The following is an 18467-nucleotide window of genomic DNA, read 5'->3' as shown; positions in this document are numbered from 1 at the left end:
CTCCTCAAGAGCGCCCTTTAGATTGCCCCAACAGACGCCGCATGCTCAACGACGATCGATTGGTCATGGGAATAACGGCGTCGACGCCGGCATCCTCATCCTATTCTGTAGACACCGCTCTTTGTATACACACCCCCGTAATCTTCCTCCGCGACAGACCCCGCAAATTCATGCAACTCCGTCTTTTCCCTAGACCCGTTGCGAACGAAATCTCGCGGGGACATCATCATGGCCGTCCGTGGGTGCCCAAGCAGCTTCCATTTCCTCACATTTCTTCCAAAGACTTAAGTCTGTATACATGAAGTGTCAATATTGACCTTTGGCGGGTGCTTTGCGCTCAAACGCATCCACCGTCGGGAACATTCCGATGACCTGCCTGTTGTCGAAGGCGATATTGGAAGGCTCATCAGGCGAATGCTGGAGCTGGAATGGAAACTGCGCCAGGGGCGATCTTTGACCAACGCGACATCCGGCGAGCGCAGATGCTAAACCGCGCGCTTGGTCTGCTTCCCCGTTATCACCCGGGCCGACGGGTAAATGCTTCCATCCTAAATACTCTGATTGGAGCGGGCCAGCGCGTTTTCCCGAAATTCCGTGCGGCTCGAGGCGTCAAGTTCGAAACGGTTGCTGCTGAAACGGGCCAGCGAAGGATAATGCTTCGAGTGCTTCGCGGCCACAGCGGCTCCGCACCGCGCGGCGTCTATCTGCATTTCCATGGAGGAGCCTGGGTTCTCGGCAACGCGCGCCTCGACGACGGGTGGAACGCCGACATGGTGCGTGCCTGCAACGTCACCGCCGTTTGCGGCGACTTTCACTTGGCTGTCGATGACCGGCTTGAGCAAACGATAGAGGACGCCGTTGCGATAACGCAGTGGGTCCTTGACCACTTTCCCGAGCTCCAGGCGGAGCGCATCGTCATTGGAGGCGAGTCTTCCGGTGCTCATCTTGCCGCCATCGCGCTCATCCGTCTTGCCGCCAAGCGATCAATAAATTCGGTCGCAGGCTTCCTCTCCTTTTGCGGGGCATTCGACATGCAAGGGTCGGCAAGTCTCAGGGCGGCAGGAGAAACAAGCCTTGTTATCGACGCCCGCTCGGCACTCGAGAACCTCAAGCGGCTGACGCAAGGCATGTCGGATCACGCGCACCGTTCTGCCGAGCTTTCCCCCTGTTACGCTGATCTCAAGAAAATGCCGCCGGCGCTTTTCATCGCGGGAGCGCTCGATCCAATAGTCGATGATAGCCGCAAGATGTATGAGCGGTGGCAGGAATTCAATGGCAACGCCGAACTCATCGTCGCGCCCGAAGCTCCTCACGGATTTGAGCGCCTTCCCACATGCCTCGCATCCAAAGCCAAAGCTTATGCTCGAGAATGGATGAAGGAACGGCTTACATAGGAGCGAGCACTCCGCCAGAAGCCTTCACTGGGTATTATAAGAACGGCATGCGAAAACAAGCCTATTCTCCTCGTCCACCTGTTTTTGGCTTCTTCTTCTGAAAGGGACGGGTGGGGCCGGGACGTTTCCCGGCGTTTTTGTTGGGCTTGCCCTTTTGCTGGAAGTCAGCCTTCGGACCTCCGGAAAATGCTTTCTTCGCCTTGGGTTGCGACCCCGCCGAGCGATCAAAATCGGGAACGCCGGGCAGTTTCACGACCTTGATGCCGCGCTCAAGCGTCTTGTCCTTGCCGATGGACTGCGCGAAGCTCTCGGCGTGATCCGCTGCGATCTCGACAAAGGTTTCCTCCGCCTGCATCTTGATGGCGCCGATTTCTGACTTGGTAAGATTGCCGTTGCGGCAGAGCATCGGGATGAGCCAACGCGGCTCGGCATTCTGCTTGCGGCCGACCGACAGCGAAAACCAGACTGCCGGGCCGAATTCTGCGCGCGGCGTGCGGGGCGTGCTGGGGAATTCGGAAGCATGACCGCCGCCTTCGCGCGGCTTGCGAGCCGCTCCCTGCTGAACCGAAATCTCTAGAAGATCTTCCGGCGCCGACTGCTTGGCGCGGTAGAGATTGACAAAGGCGGCCGCAAGCTTCTCCGCGCCGTAGGCGGACACCAATCTCGCGACCAGGTCCTGCTCTTCCTCACGCGGTGCCTCATTGAAGATCGGATCGGCCAGCAGGCGCTCCTGGTCTCGCGCGATCACCTCTTCCGCCGACGGCGGCCGCGCCCAGGTCGGCGTGATTTCGGCCCCCGCCAACAGGCGCTCGGCCTTGCGGCGAGCATTGACCGGCACGATGAGGGCGCTGATACCCTTTCGGCCCGCACGACCCGTACGACCGCTTCGATGAAGCAAGGTTTCGGAATTGGTGGGCAGGTCGGCGTGGATCACCAGATCGAGACCGGGCAGATCAATACCACGTGCGGCGACGTCGGTTGCGATGCAGACACGCGCACGGCCGTCGCGCATGGCCTGCAACGCATGGGTACGCTCATTCTGCGTCAGTTCCCCGGAAAGGGCGACTACGTCAAAATTGCGATTGTTGAATCGAGCCGTGAGATGGTTGACGGCGGCACGCGTCGAGCAGAAGACGATGGCGTTGGTCGCATCGTAGTAGCGCAACACGTTGATGATCGCATTCTCGCGATCGGAAGGCGCGACGGCCAGGGCACGGTATTCGATATCGGCGTGCTGCTTTTCCTCTGTCGTCGTGGAAATGCGAACGGCGTTCCTCTGATAGCGCTTCGCAAGTTTGGCGATGCCGGCCGGGACGGTGGCCGAGTACATCAATGTGCGGCGATCATCGGGCGCCGACTCCAGGATGAACTCCAGATCTTCGCGGAAGCCAAGATCGAGCATCTCGTCCGCCTCGTCCAGCACCGCGACCCTCAGGTCGGAGAGATCGAGCGCATTGCGGCGTATGTGGTCGCAAATTCGGCCGGGCGTGCCGACGACGATATGGGCTCCGCGTTCGAGCGCACGCCGTTCGTTGCGGATGTCCATGCCTCCGACGCAACTGGTAATCACAGCACCAGTCACCTCGTAAAGCCAGTCGAGCTCGCGCTTCACCTGCATCGCAAGTTCCCGGGTCGGCGCTATGACGAGCGCCAGGGGATTGCGAGCCTGCCCAAAACGCTCCCGCTCGGCAAGCAACGTCGGCGCCATGGCAATGCCGAAGGCCACAGTCTTACCCGAACCCGTTTGGGCCGAAACAAGCGCATCGGAGGCGACAAGCGCAGGATCGAGCATTGCCTGCTGAACAGGGGTAAGCGTTGAATAGCCGCGGCTCGACAACGCCTTCGCAATCGCCGGAACGGCGCCGTGGTGATCGGACATTAAATTAACTTTCGGATCTAAGGCGCATGCGCCGGCGCCGCAAAGACGCGGCTAAACTTTAAGCACCTCCTACTCGGGCAACCAGCCAATGTCAAAGAGCGACTTTTGCCCAGTGCAGAGCAATTCAGGTCAGCTTGATGCGTCAGCCAGTTATCTGCGATAAAACCTCGTTACTGACAGCTCGAAAACATGACCCTTAAGCGGCTCGGAGGTGCCGCCCGAGTGGTCATGATCATGCAACCGTTGCGTCTTCATGCTTCGACGAAGTCAAGTCCGATGTCGAGCGTTGGCGCGCTGTGGGTGATCCAGCCTAAGGAGAGCAGGTCGACGCCGGATGCCGCCACGGATGCCGCCGTTTCAGGCGTGATGCCGCCCGAAGCTTCGGTAATAGCGCGCCCGGCGACGAAATGCACCGCCTCGTGCAGTTGAATCGGCGTCATGTTGTCGAGCAGCACCGCATCCACCCCGACTTCCATTGCCTCCCGAAGCTGGTCGAGCGTATCGACCTCGACTTCGACTTTTACCATATGGCCTGCGACAGACTTTGCGCGCCGGATGGCTTCGGAAACGCCCCCGGCAATGGCTATATGATTGTCCTTGATCAGAATGGCGTCATGCAGGGCGAACCGGTGGTTCATACCACCACCCGCCCGGACGGCATATTTTTCAAGAGCCCGCAAACCCGGTGTCGTTTTGCGGGTGCAGACCACTGCGGCCTTCGTATCTTTGATCGCGCCAACGATCTTAGCCGTCACCGTGGCAATACCGGAGAGATGACCCAGGAAATTGAGCGCCGTGCGCTCGCCAGTCAGGAGCCCCCGCGATGGCCCTTCGAAGGTTGCGATGACCTCGCCCGGCTGGACGCTGCCGCCGTCCGGAACGTGGCGCGTTACCGAAATCCTGGAATCAACCAGTGCGAATGCGAGTTCAACGGCATCGAGACCGGCGACGACACCGCATTTGCGGGCAGCCATGACGACAGTCGAGCGATGATCTTCGGGTATCACCGCCGCCGAAGTCAGGTCGCCGGCAAGCCCGAGGTCCTCCATGAGAGCTGCGCGAACGGCAGGTTCGACGACAATGCGGGGAAGAGCAGCAAGTTTCATGTTACGCAGTCCTAGCAAGCGGTTGGCGGACGGTGAAGCGAGCAACATGCAGCGCTTCGGCAAGGCTCATCCTGCGCCGCTGTGTATCGGCAAGCTTGGCTGGAAAATCGGTGCGTGCGTGCGCGCCGCGGGATTCTTGTCGCAAGCTTGCAAAAACTGCGATCAGCAATGCAACAATTGCCGGGTCGGCGCCTATCCCTTCGCTCTCCACCAGCGGCAGCAGGCTGGCGATGGCGCTGTTGATGGCCTCGGCGTTACGCAATACGCCGAGATGGCGGGACACGATCGGCCGGACGGCGGACAGATCCGGTGGCATAGGCAAAGTGGCAGGCGCAACCGTTGCGACCTCAGTTGCCGGAATGCTCGCAACGTCATGTGCCGCCCGCATACCCATGACGGCTGCTTCGAGCAGCGAGTTGCTGGCAAGCCGATTGGCACCGTGAAGCCCCGCGCAAGCGGCCTCCCCAACGACCCACAGCCCGTCAACCGAGCTCCGCCCGCTGTTATCCGTTGCAACGCCGCCCATGTGGTAGTGAGCGGCGGGCCGGACCGGGATGAGTTCACATGACGGATCGATGTCTGCCTCTTGGCAGAGGGCGGCAATTGTTGGAAAACGGTTGGCGAAGCGGCTTCCAAGCGCCCGCCGGGCGTCCAGGAAGACGCGGCCGCCGCGCGCGATCTCTCCCGCGATGGCACGCGCCACGATATCCCGTGGCGCAAGTTCAGCGCCTGACTCTCCGGCAAGAAAACGGTCGCCCCGTTCGTTTACCAGGATCGCGCCCTCGCCGCGCACCGCCTCGCTGACCAGCCCAAGCGGTCGCCGCGATGAATCAAGCGCCGTCGGATGAAACTGCACGAACTCCATATCGGCAAGGACAGCACCGGCCCGAGCCGCCAGCATAATGCCCTGACCGAAATTGCCGAGCGGGTTCGTGGTCGCATCATAAAGGCCACCGAGGCCGCCGGTCGCCAGAACGACACGCGACGTCCGCAAGACCGCAGGTCCGCGGCCGGTCGCACAAAGCAGTCCGGCGACCACTCCGTTTTCCATCAGGATGCGGCGCACCTCCACATGCGCGAGAATGGTGATGGACGGTGTTTTCAGAACCGCTTCGACGAGCACTTTCATAACCGCCGCGCCGGAACCGTCGCCCGCCACATGCACTATCCGCCTGCGGCTATGGGCTGCTTCAAGTCCAAGCGCATAACCGCCGCCATCCGCTCGATCAAACCGGACCCCGTGGCGCTCCAGCGCCGCGACGGCAAGCGGTGCATCCCGGAGGATCGAACCGGCAATGGCCCGGTCGCAGAGACCGTCACCCGCAGCAAGCGTGTCGGCAAGATGCAGCTCGGCACTGTCGTCATCGGCAAGGCTTGCCGCCATGCCACCCTGCGCCCAGCCGCTCGAAGTCGCTTGGCCAAGTCCGTCTCTGGTCACCAGAACCACAGGCTGCGGAGCGAGCGTAAGTGCCGCCATCAGTCCCGCCAACCCGCCGCCGACGACGGCGACCTGTCCGCTGAGGTGCCTGATCTCGTCGATCATATCGCGAGCATCCTTTCGACCGAGCGACGGGCGGCGGCCGCGATCGACGGATCGACGGTGACCTCGTGGCGATTCTCCTCAAGCGCACGGCGGATATTGGAAAGCGTGATGCGCTTCATATGAGGGCAGAGATTGCAGGGGCGGATAAATTCTACATTCGGATGATGTACCGCGACATTGTCGCTCATCGAGCATTCCGTCAGCAGCACCACCCTTGCCGGTTTCTTCTCGGCGACATAATCCGACATGACGGCCGTCGACCCGGCAAAGTCGGCCTCCGCAACCACATCCGGGGGGCATTCAGGATGGGCCAGGACCGTGATCCCCGTATGAGCCTCTCGAAGGTCGCGGACATCCTGCGCACTGAAGAGTTCGTGGACCTCGCAATGCCCGTGCCAGGCGACGACCTCGACATTCGTCTCGCGGGCCACGTTCTGCGCAAGATATTCGTCCGGGATCATCAACACCTTCGGCACGCCGAGCGACTCAACGACCCGCTTTGCGTTTCCGGATGTGCAGCAGATATCGGAAGCAGCCTTTACGGCAGCCGATGTGTTGACATAGGTGATAATGGGCACGCCCGGATGCGCCTGCCGGAGCAAGGCAACATCCTCTGGCGTTATCGACTCCGCCAGCGAGCAACCTGCCTCCATATCGGGAATCAGCACCGTCTTTCCTGGATTGAGGAGCTTGGCGGTCTCGGCCATGAAATGGACGCCCGCGAGAACGATCACGTCGGCATCCACCTCGGCCGCTTTGCGAGCCAGCGCGAGACTGTCGCCGATGATATCGGCAACGCCGTGGAATATTTCCGGCGTCTGATAGTTGTGGGCGAGGATGACGGCGTTGCGCGAGCGTTTCAAAGCCAGGATCGCATCGATATCTTCCTCAAAAGTCATCCACTCGGCCCTGGGAATGACGCGACTGACGCGATCGTAGAGTGAGGATGCGGAAATCGAAGTGTGCACGCGCTTTCTCCTTATACTCTGGATGAGTATATCCTGGGCACAGAGATATTCTCTATTCGAGTTTATGTCAATTGCGCGAGAGAGGAAGTTTCGAGCCGGACAAAGCACGTTCCTCGAGCACGGCGTGACGGTAGCGGAAGAGCTTCGCCGGACGACCGCCGGTTTCGCTGGTGACCTCGCCGGTTTCCTCGATCAGTTGCTGCTGGTCGATCAGGCGACGGAAATTCGGCTTATGCAACGTTAAGCCTGCGAGCGCTTCCACAGTGCGCTGCAACTGCAGGAGCGTGAAGCTTTCAGGCATGAGCTCGAAGACAACGGGGCGGTATTTAATCTTGGCCCGCAAGCGGGCGATTCCGGTTGCGAGAATGCGGCGATGGTCGGCAAACATCGGACGTCCACTGGAGATCTCGGCTGCTCCATGACCCGCCTCGGCGACCAGTCCGGCTTCATACATCAATTCGTAGCGCTGCAAGGTGAGATCCTCGTTCCACGCCGCATCGTGAAGGCCGAAGGCGAACTCCACGCGGCGCTTCCGATGCTCGCGGCGAGGCAATTCAGCCTCTGCCCAGGCCTGTAGCTGGTCGGAAATGTCGGAGAGGACTGCGGGCTTGCCGTTCCGGTGATCCTCCCAGGGAAAATACTCGTACCAGCCATGCCAGCCCGGTTTTCCTGCACCGGGAGCCGCTTGTTCGCGAACAAGACCGAGATAACTGATCGAAATCGAGCGCCGCTTGGCGCTCTCGTGAGTGCGGTCTCGATCTGCAAATGTGTAGAGCTGCTCCAGGTAGCCGACGGGATGACCGGTCTGGTCCTGAACCCACTCCCGCAGGCCGGACTGCAGGCTTCGGTGGCCGAGCTCGAACGGACCGGAGGGCAGAGCCTCCCCTCGCCTCACCGTCATGACCTTGGGCTCCCCTTGGGTCACGGCGGTCAGCACGGCTATGAGTTCAGCAAGGGCAAGGCCGACCGTCACGCGGATCATCTCCAACTGGTATCGGCCGCCTTTATAACCAGCAGCGCACGAATTGGTAGAGCTGGAGGCGTCCCGGCATTCGTAAACGCAGTGGCGAACGAAAGCTTTCGAGGCCTTGGGAGGCGGAGAGTATTATGGCCGAGCCTTAAACGTATGTTGCTCCGCCGGAAATTCCCGCGCACGAACCTCACGGGCATATTCCTCGACAGCCTTCGATACTCTTTGGCCAAGCTCGTCATATCGTTTGACGAACCGCGGCGTGAAGTCGTTGAACAGTCCCAGCATATCATCGGAAACCAGAATCTGGCCGTCACAGGCGGAAGATGCGCCGATGCCAATCGTCGGGATATCGATCAACCCGGTCAGTTCGCGGGCCAGAGGTTCAACCGTTCCTTCGACGACGACGGCGAAAGAACCTGAAGTGCCGATGGCGGCCGCGTCACGACGAAGCTTTGCACCTTCCTGTTCGGAATGTCCGACCGACCGGTAGCCGCCTGCAGTGTGCACCTGCTGAGGCATCAGGCCGATATGACCAAGGACCGGGATTCCTCGCGCAGTCAGGAAGGCGATTGTATCGGCCATTTCCGTTCCACCCTCCAGCTTGACGGCGTCGCACCCCGTTTCCTGAAGGACACGAGCGGCATTTCTAAACGCAACTTCCTTCGATTCTTGATAGGTCCCGAACGGCATGTCGACTACGACACAGGCATTGGCTGCGCCCCGCATCACCGCCTGTCCATGGGCAATCATCATATCCAGCGTGACGCCGAGCGTGGTCGGCATCCCGTAAAGCACCATGCCGAGCGAGTCCCCCACGAGCAGCAGGTCGCAGTGCGTATCGAGCAACCGCGCCATCGGTGTGGTGTAGGCGGTCAGGCAAACGATCGGATCGCCGCCTTTCATCGCCCGGATGCGCGGGGGTGTCAGCCGCTTCTGTCCTCCCACAGCGCTCATTCGACAATTCCTTCCAGTCTCTTTCGAGGGCCTGAGATAACCCTGTTGTCTAGCAATCGGGTGGAGCCGAAGCGGACAAAAAGAGCCACGACAACCGGTTCGTCGATTGAACTGACGGGGCGCAATGTCGAAGCGTCCCTCACTGCGACGACCTCCGTATATGCCAAAGGTTCGCGCGCCAAGAAAGCGCGCAGTTTTTCCTCAAGCTCATTCGGGTCCCCCAAGCCGGCCGCAACCAGCCGTTCGGCTTCGGCAAGCGCCTGCGGCACGATGACTGCCGCAGCTCGTTCCGCTTCAGTGAGGTAGACGTTGCGCGACGATAGCGCCAACCCGTCTTTATCCCGCACCGTCGGCACGGCAACGACATGGACCGGCAAGGCGAGGTCTTCCACCATTCGTTTGATGATGATGACCTGCTGATAATCCTTCTCGCCGAAATAAGCCGCCTGCGGCTGGACGATGTTGAAAAGCTTGCAAACGACCGTCGCAACGCCGGCAAAGTGCCCAGGCCGAACCGCGCCTTCAAGTTCGCCTCCGAGCCCTGGGACGTCAACCACGGTTTCCATCGGGCGCGGATACATATCCTCGACACCCGGGGCAAACAGGATATCGACGCCCGCTTCTTCGAGCATGCCGCTGTCGCGCGGCAGGTCGCGGGGATATCTCGCCAGATCCTCGTTGGGACCGAATTGGAGCGGGTTTACGAAAATAGAGGCAACAACGACCTCGTTTTCCGCTCTCGCACGCTTCACAAGTTCCATATGGCCGGAATGTAGATAGCCCATGGTCGGAACGAACCCGACACTTCTTCCGGTCGCCGTAAGCTGCCGGAGATGTTCCCGCAGCTCGCCAATGGCACGAATGACACGCATAATCCCTCCATGATCAAGCTTGGCCAGGGCGCGTAATACCAACCCCTGCCTTGGTCAATGCACGCGGGGTATTAATAACGATTAGCACCGGCCGCGTATTCGCTTGAAGAGCAATGCGCGTTGTCGCTGCCTGGCAGAGCGCCACTCGCTGCGCCTGTGGCGAGTGCACTTGGCGCTTGGCCGAAAATCTCCCGCCGTCCTGCTGAATCATCACACGGCCGCCCAGACGGCAGGTTGACACATGTCATAAGACGTCATATCACAATTAGGACATTTGAAGCTGCCGGTGAGGAGACCTGCAGCGCAAGGGAGGATCGATCATGAAGTCACTTCTCAAACTGGTTGCCCCGGTTTTGCTGGGCTCTACACTGCTTTCGCCACCGGTATATGCAGAAACCCCACCGAACATGCTGGTCGTTGGTTTCTCGATGAACAACATTCTCACGCTCGACCCAGCGGCTATTACCGGCAAAGAAACCGTACAGGTTCTCACAAACATATATGATAACTTGGTTGCGCTGAATGCCACCAACCGGTCCCAGGTCGATCCGCAGCTTGCGGAGAGCTGGACCATCAGTGACGACAATTCCGCAATAACCTTCAAACTGCGCAGCGGCGCGACATTCGCTTCCGGCAATCCGGTCACCTCGGCCGATGTGATCTGGTCCTTCAAGCGCCTGATGAAACTCAATCTCGCCCAGGCGTCGTTCCTCAAGACGCATGGCTTCTCCGCTGCAAATGCGGACGCAAGCTTCACCGCCCCCGACGATCAGACCGTGGTCGTCAGGCTGCCAAAAAAGGTCGATCCGCAGATCATCGTCCAGACGCTCGGCATCGTCGGTCCCGGCTCCATTCTCGACAGCAAGGCCGTCATGGAGCACGACAAGGATGGGGACATGGGTGCTGCCTGGCTCACCAACAACTCGGCCGGTTCGGGTCCCTTTACGCTCGGTCAATGGCAATCCAACGAGCGGGTCACGCTGGAACAAAATCCGAAATATTGGGGCGAGAAGCCCGCGATGCGGCGCATCATGATGCGGCATCTCGCTGAATCGCAGAGCCAGCGGCTGATGCTCGAAAAAGGCGACATTGATATCGCCTATTCCATGTCGGCAGCAGACCTGAAGGCACTCGAGGCCAACAAGGACGTGAAGATCCAAACCAACGGCGGCAGCGGCTTCTATTACCTCGCGGTGTCGATGAAAGATGAGAAGTTCCAGAAGCCCAAGGTCCGCGAGGCGCTTCGCTATCTGATCGATTACCAGGGGCTGAATGACAGCGTATTGCCCTATTTCGGCAGGCTCCGCGACCGCCCTATCCAGACGGGCTTGCTCGGCGCCCTTCCCAATGCGGGCTACAAGCTCGACGTCGCAAAGGCCAAGGCCCTGTTGGCCGAGGCAGGTTATCCGGACGGCTTCTCGACGACGCTGAGAGCAATCTCGGACGTCCCGTTCATGAATGCCGCAACGGCGATCCAGGCTACACTCGCTCAGGCAGGCATCAAAGCCGAGATCATCACCGGCGCCGGCGACCAGATCTATGGTGCGATGCGTGAGCGCAAATATGAGCTGATCGTCGGTCGCGGCGGCGGCGGACAGCTCCCGCATCCAGACTCCAACCTGCGTGCAATCGTCTACAATCCCGACAATTCGGATCAGGCCAAGCTGACTAATTTCCAGGGCTGGCGCACGTCGTTCTACGATGAAAAGATCAACAAGATGGTCGACGAGGCTCTGATCGAGGGCAACAAGGACAAACAGCTCAAGAGCTACCAGGATATCCAGAGCTATTACGCGGAGATGGTACCAGCAATCCAGCCATTCTCCGAGGTGGTCGACAGTGTCGGCTTCCGCGCCGATATTAAGGGGCTGGAACTGAACCCGTCCTGGTCTACGCAGCTGCGGACGGTCAAAAAAGAGCGGTAATCGCAGATGCCGCAGCGCCGCCGGCGCTGCGGCTTTTCACAATACGCTATCGAGGTGCCCCATGGGAAACGAGCGTCTATCCGCTTTCACGCGGCAGGCCGGCACGATATTGGCGACTCTTGTGGGCCTGCTGATCCTGACGTTCTGCATTGGTCGGCTCATGCCGGTCGACCCGGTGCGCGCGATCGTTGGCGAAGAGGCCGATCAGGCCACCTATGAGATGGTCGCAGAGCGGATCGGCGCCCACCTGCCGCTCTACCAGCAGTTCATCCGCTACATGAACGACCTTCTGCATGGCGATTTCGGCATCTCGATCCGCACCGGGCAACCGGTGATCAACGACATATTGCATGTCATGCCGGCAACGATCGAACTTGCCACATTTGCCATTCTCTTTGGCGCCGGCTTCGGTATCCCGCTCGGCATCCTGGCGGCGGTGCGCCGCAATCGGCCGGTCGATCATGTGATCCGCTTCGTCACCCTCATCGGTCATTCTATGCCAATCTTTTGGACCGGCATGATCGGATTGATCGTCTTTTATGCGGTATTGGATCTGGTCGGCGGCGGTGGTCGCCTATCGGACTATTACATCGGCCTCGTGCCGGAGACCACAGGCCTCCTGCTGATCGATGCCGTCCTGGCAGGCGATTGGGAAGTCTTCTGGGACGCCGTCAATCATCTGCTTCTGCCCGCAAGCATCCTCGGCTATTCGTCGATGGCATATATCACCCGCATGACCCGCAGTTTCATGCTCGACCAGCTGAACCAGGAATACATCATCACCGCCCGTGTCAAAGGTCTGTCGAAGGGGCGCACCGTCTGGCATCATGCCTTCGCCAACATTCGCGTGCAGCTCGTCACCATCGTAGCACTCGCCTATGGCAGTCTGCTTGAAGGGGCGGTGCTCATTGAGACCGTGTTCTCCTGGCCGGGCTTCGGTCAATACATCACCAACAACATGCTGATCGGCGACATGAACGCGGTGATGACCTGCGTGCTTCTCGTCGGCATCATCTTCATTGCGCTCAATCTGCTCTCCGATGCGCTCTACAAGATTTTTGATCCAAGGACGCGGTGAGATGACAGTCAGCTTTCTCTCCATGCAGGATGTCGCCATGCCAAGCCCCCGTTCACACCGAAATTCGGCCTTTCACCGGCTGTTGGCGGTCATCCGTGAGCTTCTCGGCAACCCATCCTCCGGTTTCGGCTTCATCGTCATCAGCATCCTGCTCCTGACAGCACTCGTCGCGCCGCTGATCGCTCCTTACGACCCCAACGTTATCGATCTCGGGCAGACGCTACAGGCGCCGAGCGCCCAGCATTGGTTCGGCACAGACGAGCTCGGCCGTGACATCCTGAGCCGCATCATCTACGGCACCCGTATAAGCTTGACGATCATCACCATCGTGTCCGTCATCGTCGGGCCTGTCGGCCTCGTCGTCGGAACGACCGCCGGTTATTTCGGCGGCTGGTACGATACGATCATGATGCGTATCACCGATATTTTCCTGTCCTTCCCGAGCCTCATTCTGTCGCTCGCCTTCGTCGCTGCCCTCGGGGCGGGACTCGAAAATGCGATCATCGCCATTGGCCTCACCGCCTGGCCGCCGATCGCCCGTCTGGCGCGCGCCGAAACGCTGACTTTTCGGGGCGCGGATTATATCTCGGCATCCCGCATGCAGGGTGCTTCCCCGCTGCGCATCATCGTCAAGTCGATCATGCCGATGTGCCTTCCTTCCGTGCTTGTCCGCATCACACTCAGCATGGCGACCGTGATCCTGACCGCTGCCGGCCTCGGTTTCCTCGGTCTCGGCGCTCAGCCGCCGCTGCCGGAATGGGGCGCGATGATCGCGACCGGCCGGCGCTATATGCTGGACAACTGGTGGCTGGTCGCTTTCCCGGGCGGCGCCATCCTGCTCGTCAGCCTCGCCTTCAACCTTCTGGGCGACGGCCTGCGCGACGCGCTGGATCCCAAGCAAAGATAGGCCCGAAACAGCGTTAGGATTTTCCGCCATGGACAACAGCCAAACTCTCCTGCGTGTTGAAAACCTCCGCGTCAGCTATCGTGCTGGCAAGGCTTACAACACGGTCGTCAAAGGCGTCTCCTTCGATCTCGGCCGCGAGCGCCTCGGCATCGTCGGCGAATCCGGCTCTGGCAAGTCGACCATCGGCCGCGCGCTGCTGAAGCTTCTACCGACGGCGAAAATCGAAGCCGACCGCATGGACTTCAGCGGCACCGACCTTCTCGCCGCTAACGAAAGGCAGATGCTGTCGATCCGCGGCCGGCGCATCTCGATGATCCTGCAGGATCCGAAATTTTCGCTCAACCCCGTCCACCGGGTCGGCGACCAGATCGCCGAGGCCTATCGGGTCCACTACCGGGCCTCCGCCCAGATCGCCCGGCAGAAGACGCTCGAAATGCTGGAGGCGGTGAAGATCCGCGATCCGGAACGGGTGTTCGGTCTTTATCCCCATGAAGTGTCCGGCGGCATGGGCCAGCGCATCATGATTGCCATGATGCTGATCCCGGAACCGCAGATCATCATCGCCGACGAGCCGACATCCGCTCTCGACGTTACCGTGCGCATGCAGGTTCTCAACATCCTGAACGAACTGGTGACAAACAAGGGTATCGGGCTCATCATGATCAGCCACGACCTCAATCTGGTCCGCAATTTCTGCGACCGCGTGCTGGTCATGCGCTACGGCGAAGTCGTTGAGGAACGTGCCGCTCGCGACATGAGGAACTGCACCCATCCCTATACCCAAGGACTGCTCGCCGCCCAGCCCCATATCGGCGGCAGCCGCAGGCCGCTTCCGGTCTTGAGCCGTGAGACCTCTCCAGCCGTCGTCAAGGAGGTGCGCCCATGACCGCCATCGATGTCAGCAATCTCTCGATCGATCTCGGCTATGGTTCGGCGAAGAAGCGAATCCTGGGAGATGTCTGCTTTTCGGTCGAAGCGGGGGAATCCTTCGGCCTGGTCGGCGAATCCGGCTCAGGCAAGTCGACCATCCTGCGATGCATCGCCCGCCTCCTCACGCTGTGGGAAGGCGACATCGAGCTCGAGGGCCGCTCTGTCAAGAACATGCCGTTTGCCGAATATTGCCGGATGGTCCAGATGGTTTTCCAAGACCCCTACGGCTCCTTGCATCCCCGTCAGTCGATCCGCACCGCGTTGCAGGAGCCGCTGCGCATCCATCGCATGGACCGGCAGATGGACCGCATGGAGCGGGCATTGGTCGATGTCGGGCTCAATCCGGATTTCCTGTCGCGCTATCCCCACGAACTTTCCGGCGGCCAGCGGCAGCGCGTGGCGATCGCCCGCGCGCTCATCCTCGAACCGCGCATCCTGCTTCTCGACGAACCGACCTCGGCGCTTGACGTCTCGGTCCAAGCGGAAGTGCTGAACCTGCTGGCCGATCTGCGGGCCAGGCGCAATCTCACCTATCTTTTCGTCTCCCACGATCTTGCCGTTATCGATCATATGTGCGAGCGGCTGGCGGTCATGCAGCACGGCCGGGTGGTCGAGGTCATGGGCCGTGAGGTGCTCGCAACAGGCCGGGCCAAGGATCCCTATGCGAGGGAACTGATCCAGGCGAGCCTCGAATACGATCAGGCTGTTTAAAGCTCCGCATCTGGCAGGGAGGTGTCTTGGATGTTAACCGAAGGCGAAAAACTGGGTCTGCCGTCCTCTCTGCGTAACAGGAGGGAGACGCTGAGTTCGCAGGTGGTGCGCACCATAGCCGAGCGGATCAAGCTCGAGATGTATCCACGAGGATCGAAGCTTCCCACGGAAAAGGAGCTGATCGAAGATCTCGGGGTCAGCCGGACGGTCATACGCGAAGCGATCGCCAATCTGAGAGCCAGCGGCCATGTGTCGATCCATCACGGGATCGGCGTTTTCGTTCGCCAGGACGCGGGCGTCGCGCCGTTCCGACTGGGCGACGAAAGCTTGATGATGGTCGAGAACGTGCTGAAAGGGCTCGAACTGCGCATCGGCATCGAGTCAGAAGCGGCCGCCCTTGCGGCAGAAAGAAGCACGCAGGCCGATATCGAGGCGATGATCGCGGCATGCGAAGCGATGGATCTGGCTGCCCGTGAGGTGCGCAGAGACACACAGGATGATTTTCGCTTCCATTGTGCGGTAGCCGCCGCGAGCCAGAACGAACATTTCTACGGGATATTCAACTATCTCGGCGAAACCCTGATGCCCCGCATGCGGCTTCAGGCGCATCAGGTCAGTGACGAGACCTTTTCGGCACATCTCGTTCGCGTCAACCAAGAACACCGCGCCATCCTGCATGCGATCGAAGCACGCGACGCCGAAGGCGCCCGCGCGGCCATGCGCAAACACCTGAGCGATAGCCGTGAACGGCATATCGAAAGGGTGCGACGCGGGCCGTGATCGACAGCGAGAACATGTCCAGTCTTGCAACGAGGATGCGCGACAACCTCTCGTTCGCCTGGAACTTCGACCCGGAGAAGGATAGTTTTCCGGATTGGAAGAGACGCACGAGAAAACGGGTGCGGGGCGCGTTAAACGCTCAGAGGATCATACCTGCGAACGCTTCGGTCACCGGAGAGTGGACTGCAGACGGCTGTATCGGCCAGCAACTCGAACTCCGATTTTCGAATGGCGAAAGAACCGCCGCCTACCTGTTGCGCCCGACTACGACTGCGCCGACTCCGGCAGCCCTGCTGTTGCACGACCATGGTTCCTTTTTCTCTATCGGCAAGGAAAAGATGATCAGCCGCCCAGGCGAGGTGCCCGAGATTGGTGCGGACATCAAACAATGGACCACAAAGCTCTATGGCGGGCGCCATGTGGGCAACGAACTTGCCAGGCGCGGATATACGGTCTTGTGCGCCGACGCGCTCGGCTGGGGAAGCCGGAGGGGCAACGGCTATGAGGCGCAACAGGCGCTGGCCGCCAACCTCATGCAGTTCGGCGTCTCACTTGCCTCGGTCATTCTGCGCGAAGACCTGGAGGCGCTCGCCTGGCTTTGCGAGCTCCCGAGCGTCGACGTGAACCGCGTTGCGAGCTTCGGCTATTCCATGGGCGGCTCACGCGCCTGGCAGCTGGCTGCCCTTTCGGATCACGTCAAAGCCTGTGTTGCGGGCGGTTGGATGGGGACCCTCGAGGGTCTCATGCAGCCGGGCAACAATCAGCTTCGCGGCCAGTCGGCTTTCTGCATGCTGCATCCGACGATCGCCGGAAAGCTGGACTACCCGCATTTTGCGGGTCTGGCGGCGCCAAAGCCGGCATTGATCTTCAGCGGCGCAGAGGATCGGCACTTTCCCGAAGCGACCGCCTTGGCAGCGCATCGGCAGATCCATGACATCTGGAATGCAGCCGGTGCCATCGAACGGGTCGAGACGCATCTCTTGCCGGGCGCCCATGGCTTCCCTGCCGATCAGCAGGATTACGCGATCGACTGGCTCGATCGCGTAATCTGACATCAGTCCTCTCGCCGGCTGTCAGCCAACGAGATTTGCATTGATGAATTCGAAGTTGATGTCCTCGCCAAGACCCGGCTTGTCCGAGATGTGAACGAAACCGTCTTCGTCCATCGGATCGACAAGAGCGTTCAGATATTCAAAGCCGTCATCATATTCGAGGAACGGATGCAGCAAGCCGCGCTCGTACCACTTGGCATTCTTGGTGCAGGCCGCGATGATCAGGTTCGGAGCGCCGTTTCCATGGATTTCGCAATTCATTCCAAAGGATTCGGCCAGATGCATGCATTTCATAGCCGGGCTGATGCCGCCGACATCGTGGACGCCGGTACGCAGGATGTCGCAAGCCTTGGAAGTGATCCATTCGGCGCGACTGAAGTGCTTGCCGCCGGCGCTTTCGGGCCCGAGCACCGGAATGTCGAGATTTTCCGCAAGCCAGGCGTAGGAGGCAGAGCTTTGCTCGTCCATCGGCTCCTCGATCCAGTCGAAATCGAGCTTTTCCAGCCCCCTGCCGAGTTCCAGCGCTTCGGTGCGGGTATACCAATGGAAAGCGTCGATCATCAGGTGGATATCCGGGCCGACCGCTTCGCGTACGGCGGCACAGGCCTTCAGGTCCATCTTGACATCAGGCGCCCAGGAAACGGGCGGCATCCAGGTATGCAGCTTGATACCTTTATAGCCGCGCTTGACGAGCGTTTCGGCGAACCGGCCGTAATCCTCCGGTGTGGCCAGACCGTTTTCAAGTTCGTCGCCGCACATGATCGAGCCGTAGGCCGGAATCTTGTCACGATAGCTGCCTATCAGCTTGTGGACCGGCATGTTGAGCTTGCGGCCGGCCAGATCCCAGAGCGCGCAATCGACGATCGCGAGCGCGCGATCAGTCAGCTGCATGGCGCTGCCGCGCTGCCAGTGGGCAAGATCCTGCCACAGCCGTTCGCGGGCGAACGGATCTTCCCCGACCAATACCTTCTTCACAAACTTATCGATGACGTGCGGACGGATGACTTCCTGAGGTGCAAAGCAATAACCTTCGGTTCCATCATCGGCGACAATCGTGAGCAGGGCCTGGTTGACCTTGTGTGGCGGACCGGGATGGGCATGGCCCGCGCTGTCCTGGTGCCGGCGCGTGGTATAAGAAAATACCCGCACATTGACGTCTGCGATCTTCAATCAGTTCTCCTGTTAACAAGCTGAGGCGAATCTTTACGGCCTGCAGGCGCCTTTGAATGGTGAGCGGGTGCATATTCTTCAACTTAACACCCTATCGGTCGCTGATGCGCCTTCCGCCCCAGACAAAAATTGAACCGCGTCGATCTGATCCGCCATCTTATAATATCTATTATCCAATGTCATATTATAAGATAGGAAACGGGCGTCAATGAATTTTTCAACATA

General features: G+C 60.1%; 16 protein-coding genes. 8 read left to right on the top strand and 8 right to left on the bottom strand.

What is annotated here, in order from left to right; genetic code table 11:
- Nucleotides 1-653: 653 nt before the first annotated feature.
- On the top strand, nt 654-1394 hold the full coding sequence (locus tag EDE05_RS11505) for an alpha/beta hydrolase fold domain-containing protein (protein ID WP_245519896.1): 741 nt from the start codon (nt 654-656) through the stop codon (nt 1392-1394).
- A gap of 61 nt (nt 1395-1455) precedes the next feature.
- Here EDE05_RS11505 and EDE05_RS11500 read toward each other — a convergent pair whose 3' ends face one another.
- The 7 genes from EDE05_RS11500 to panC all read right to left on the bottom strand — a co-directional run bounded on the left by EDE05_RS11500 (nt 1456) and on the right by panC (nt 9689).
- Nucleotides 1456-3273 carry a DEAD/DEAH box helicase gene (locus tag EDE05_RS11500; RefSeq protein WP_134101125.1) on the bottom strand — a complete coding sequence of 606 codons (1818 nt, stop codon included), beginning with the start codon at nt 3271-3273 and terminating at the stop codon, nt 1456-1458.
- Between the two features lie 251 nt (nt 3274-3524).
- Entirely contained in the window at nt 3525-4379 is an 855-nt protein-coding gene (gene nadC / locus EDE05_RS11495) for a carboxylating nicotinate-nucleotide diphosphorylase (protein ID WP_134101123.1), read from the bottom strand.
- Between the two features lies 1 nt (nt 4380).
- Entirely contained in the window at nt 4381-5922 is a 1542-nt protein-coding gene (locus EDE05_RS11490; protein WP_134101120.1) for an L-aspartate oxidase, read from the bottom strand.
- Complete coding sequence (nadA, locus tag EDE05_RS11485; RefSeq protein WP_134101117.1) at nt 5919-6890, bottom strand: quinolinate synthase NadA; 972 nt, start codon at nt 6888-6890, stop codon at nt 5919-5921. Before nadA ends, EDE05_RS11490 begins: the two co-directional genes overlap by 4 nt.
- 67 nt (nt 6891-6957) lie before the next feature.
- Nucleotides 6958-7872, bottom strand: coding sequence for a hypothetical protein (locus EDE05_RS11480; RefSeq protein WP_134101231.1), 915 nt, complete (start codon nt 7870-7872; stop codon nt 6958-6960).
- Nucleotides 7873-7995: 123 nt separating this feature from the next.
- Nucleotides 7996-8817, bottom strand: a complete 822-nt coding sequence (panB, locus tag EDE05_RS11475; protein WP_105370936.1) for a 3-methyl-2-oxobutanoate hydroxymethyltransferase — start codon at nt 8815-8817, stop codon at nt 7996-7998.
- Entirely contained in the window at nt 8814-9689 is an 876-nt protein-coding gene (gene panC / locus EDE05_RS11470) for a pantoate--beta-alanine ligase (RefSeq protein WP_134101114.1), read from the bottom strand. The genes panB and panC overlap by 4 nt, the downstream gene beginning before the upstream one ends.
- A gap of 320 nt (nt 9690-10009) precedes the next feature.
- Here panC and EDE05_RS11465 point away from each other — a divergent pair, with 320 nt between their 5' ends.
- The 7 genes from EDE05_RS11465 to EDE05_RS11435 all read left to right on the top strand — a co-directional run bounded on the left by EDE05_RS11465 (nt 10010) and on the right by EDE05_RS11435 (nt 17072).
- The gene (locus EDE05_RS11465; protein ID WP_134101111.1) at nt 10010-11614 is read left to right on the top strand and encodes an ABC transporter substrate-binding protein; all 1605 of its coding nucleotides are present in this window, start codon (nt 10010-10012) and stop codon (nt 11612-11614) included.
- Between the two features lie 61 nt (nt 11615-11675).
- Nucleotides 11676-12692, top strand: a complete 1017-nt coding sequence (locus tag EDE05_RS11460; RefSeq protein ID WP_134101109.1) for an ABC transporter permease — start codon at nt 11676-11678, stop codon at nt 12690-12692.
- A 37-nt stretch (nt 12693-12729) separates the two neighbouring features.
- Complete coding sequence (locus EDE05_RS11455; protein WP_134101228.1) at nt 12730-13599, top strand: ABC transporter permease; 870 nt, start codon at nt 12730-12732, stop codon at nt 13597-13599.
- Between the two features lie 28 nt (nt 13600-13627).
- On the top strand, nt 13628-14485 hold the full coding sequence (locus EDE05_RS11450; protein ID WP_134101106.1) for an ABC transporter ATP-binding protein: 858 nt from the start codon (nt 13628-13630) through the stop codon (nt 14483-14485).
- Nucleotides 14482-15240: an ABC transporter ATP-binding protein gene (locus EDE05_RS11445; protein WP_105370931.1), complete on the top strand. Its 759-nt coding sequence runs from the start codon at nt 14482-14484 to the stop codon at nt 15238-15240. Before EDE05_RS11450 ends, EDE05_RS11445 begins: the two co-directional genes overlap by 4 nt.
- Nucleotides 15241-15270: 30 nt before the next feature.
- On the top strand, nt 15271-16020 hold the full coding sequence (locus EDE05_RS11440; RefSeq protein WP_134101103.1) for a FadR/GntR family transcriptional regulator: 750 nt from the start codon (nt 15271-15273) through the stop codon (nt 16018-16020).
- A gap of 14 nt (nt 16021-16034) precedes the next feature.
- On the top strand, nt 16035-17072 hold the full coding sequence (locus EDE05_RS11435; RefSeq protein ID WP_245519895.1) for a dienelactone hydrolase family protein: 1038 nt from the start codon (nt 16035-16037) through the stop codon (nt 17070-17072).
- 21 nt (nt 17073-17093) lie between these two features.
- Here EDE05_RS11435 and EDE05_RS11430 read toward each other — a convergent pair whose 3' ends face one another.
- Nucleotides 17094-18242 carry a mandelate racemase family protein gene (locus tag EDE05_RS11430; protein ID WP_134101098.1) on the bottom strand — a complete coding sequence of 383 codons (1149 nt, stop codon included), beginning with the start codon at nt 18240-18242 and terminating at the stop codon, nt 17094-17096.
- Between the last annotated feature and the right edge of the window lie 225 nt (nt 18243-18467).

The sequence above is a fragment of the Neorhizobium sp. R1-B genome, assembly GCF_004368875.1.
Lineage (GTDB): Bacteria > Pseudomonadota > Alphaproteobacteria > Rhizobiales > Rhizobiaceae > Neorhizobium > Neorhizobium huautlense.
The sequence above is the reverse complement of the archived record's forward strand: the minus strand, read 5'-3'. Positions and strand labels throughout refer to the sequence as shown.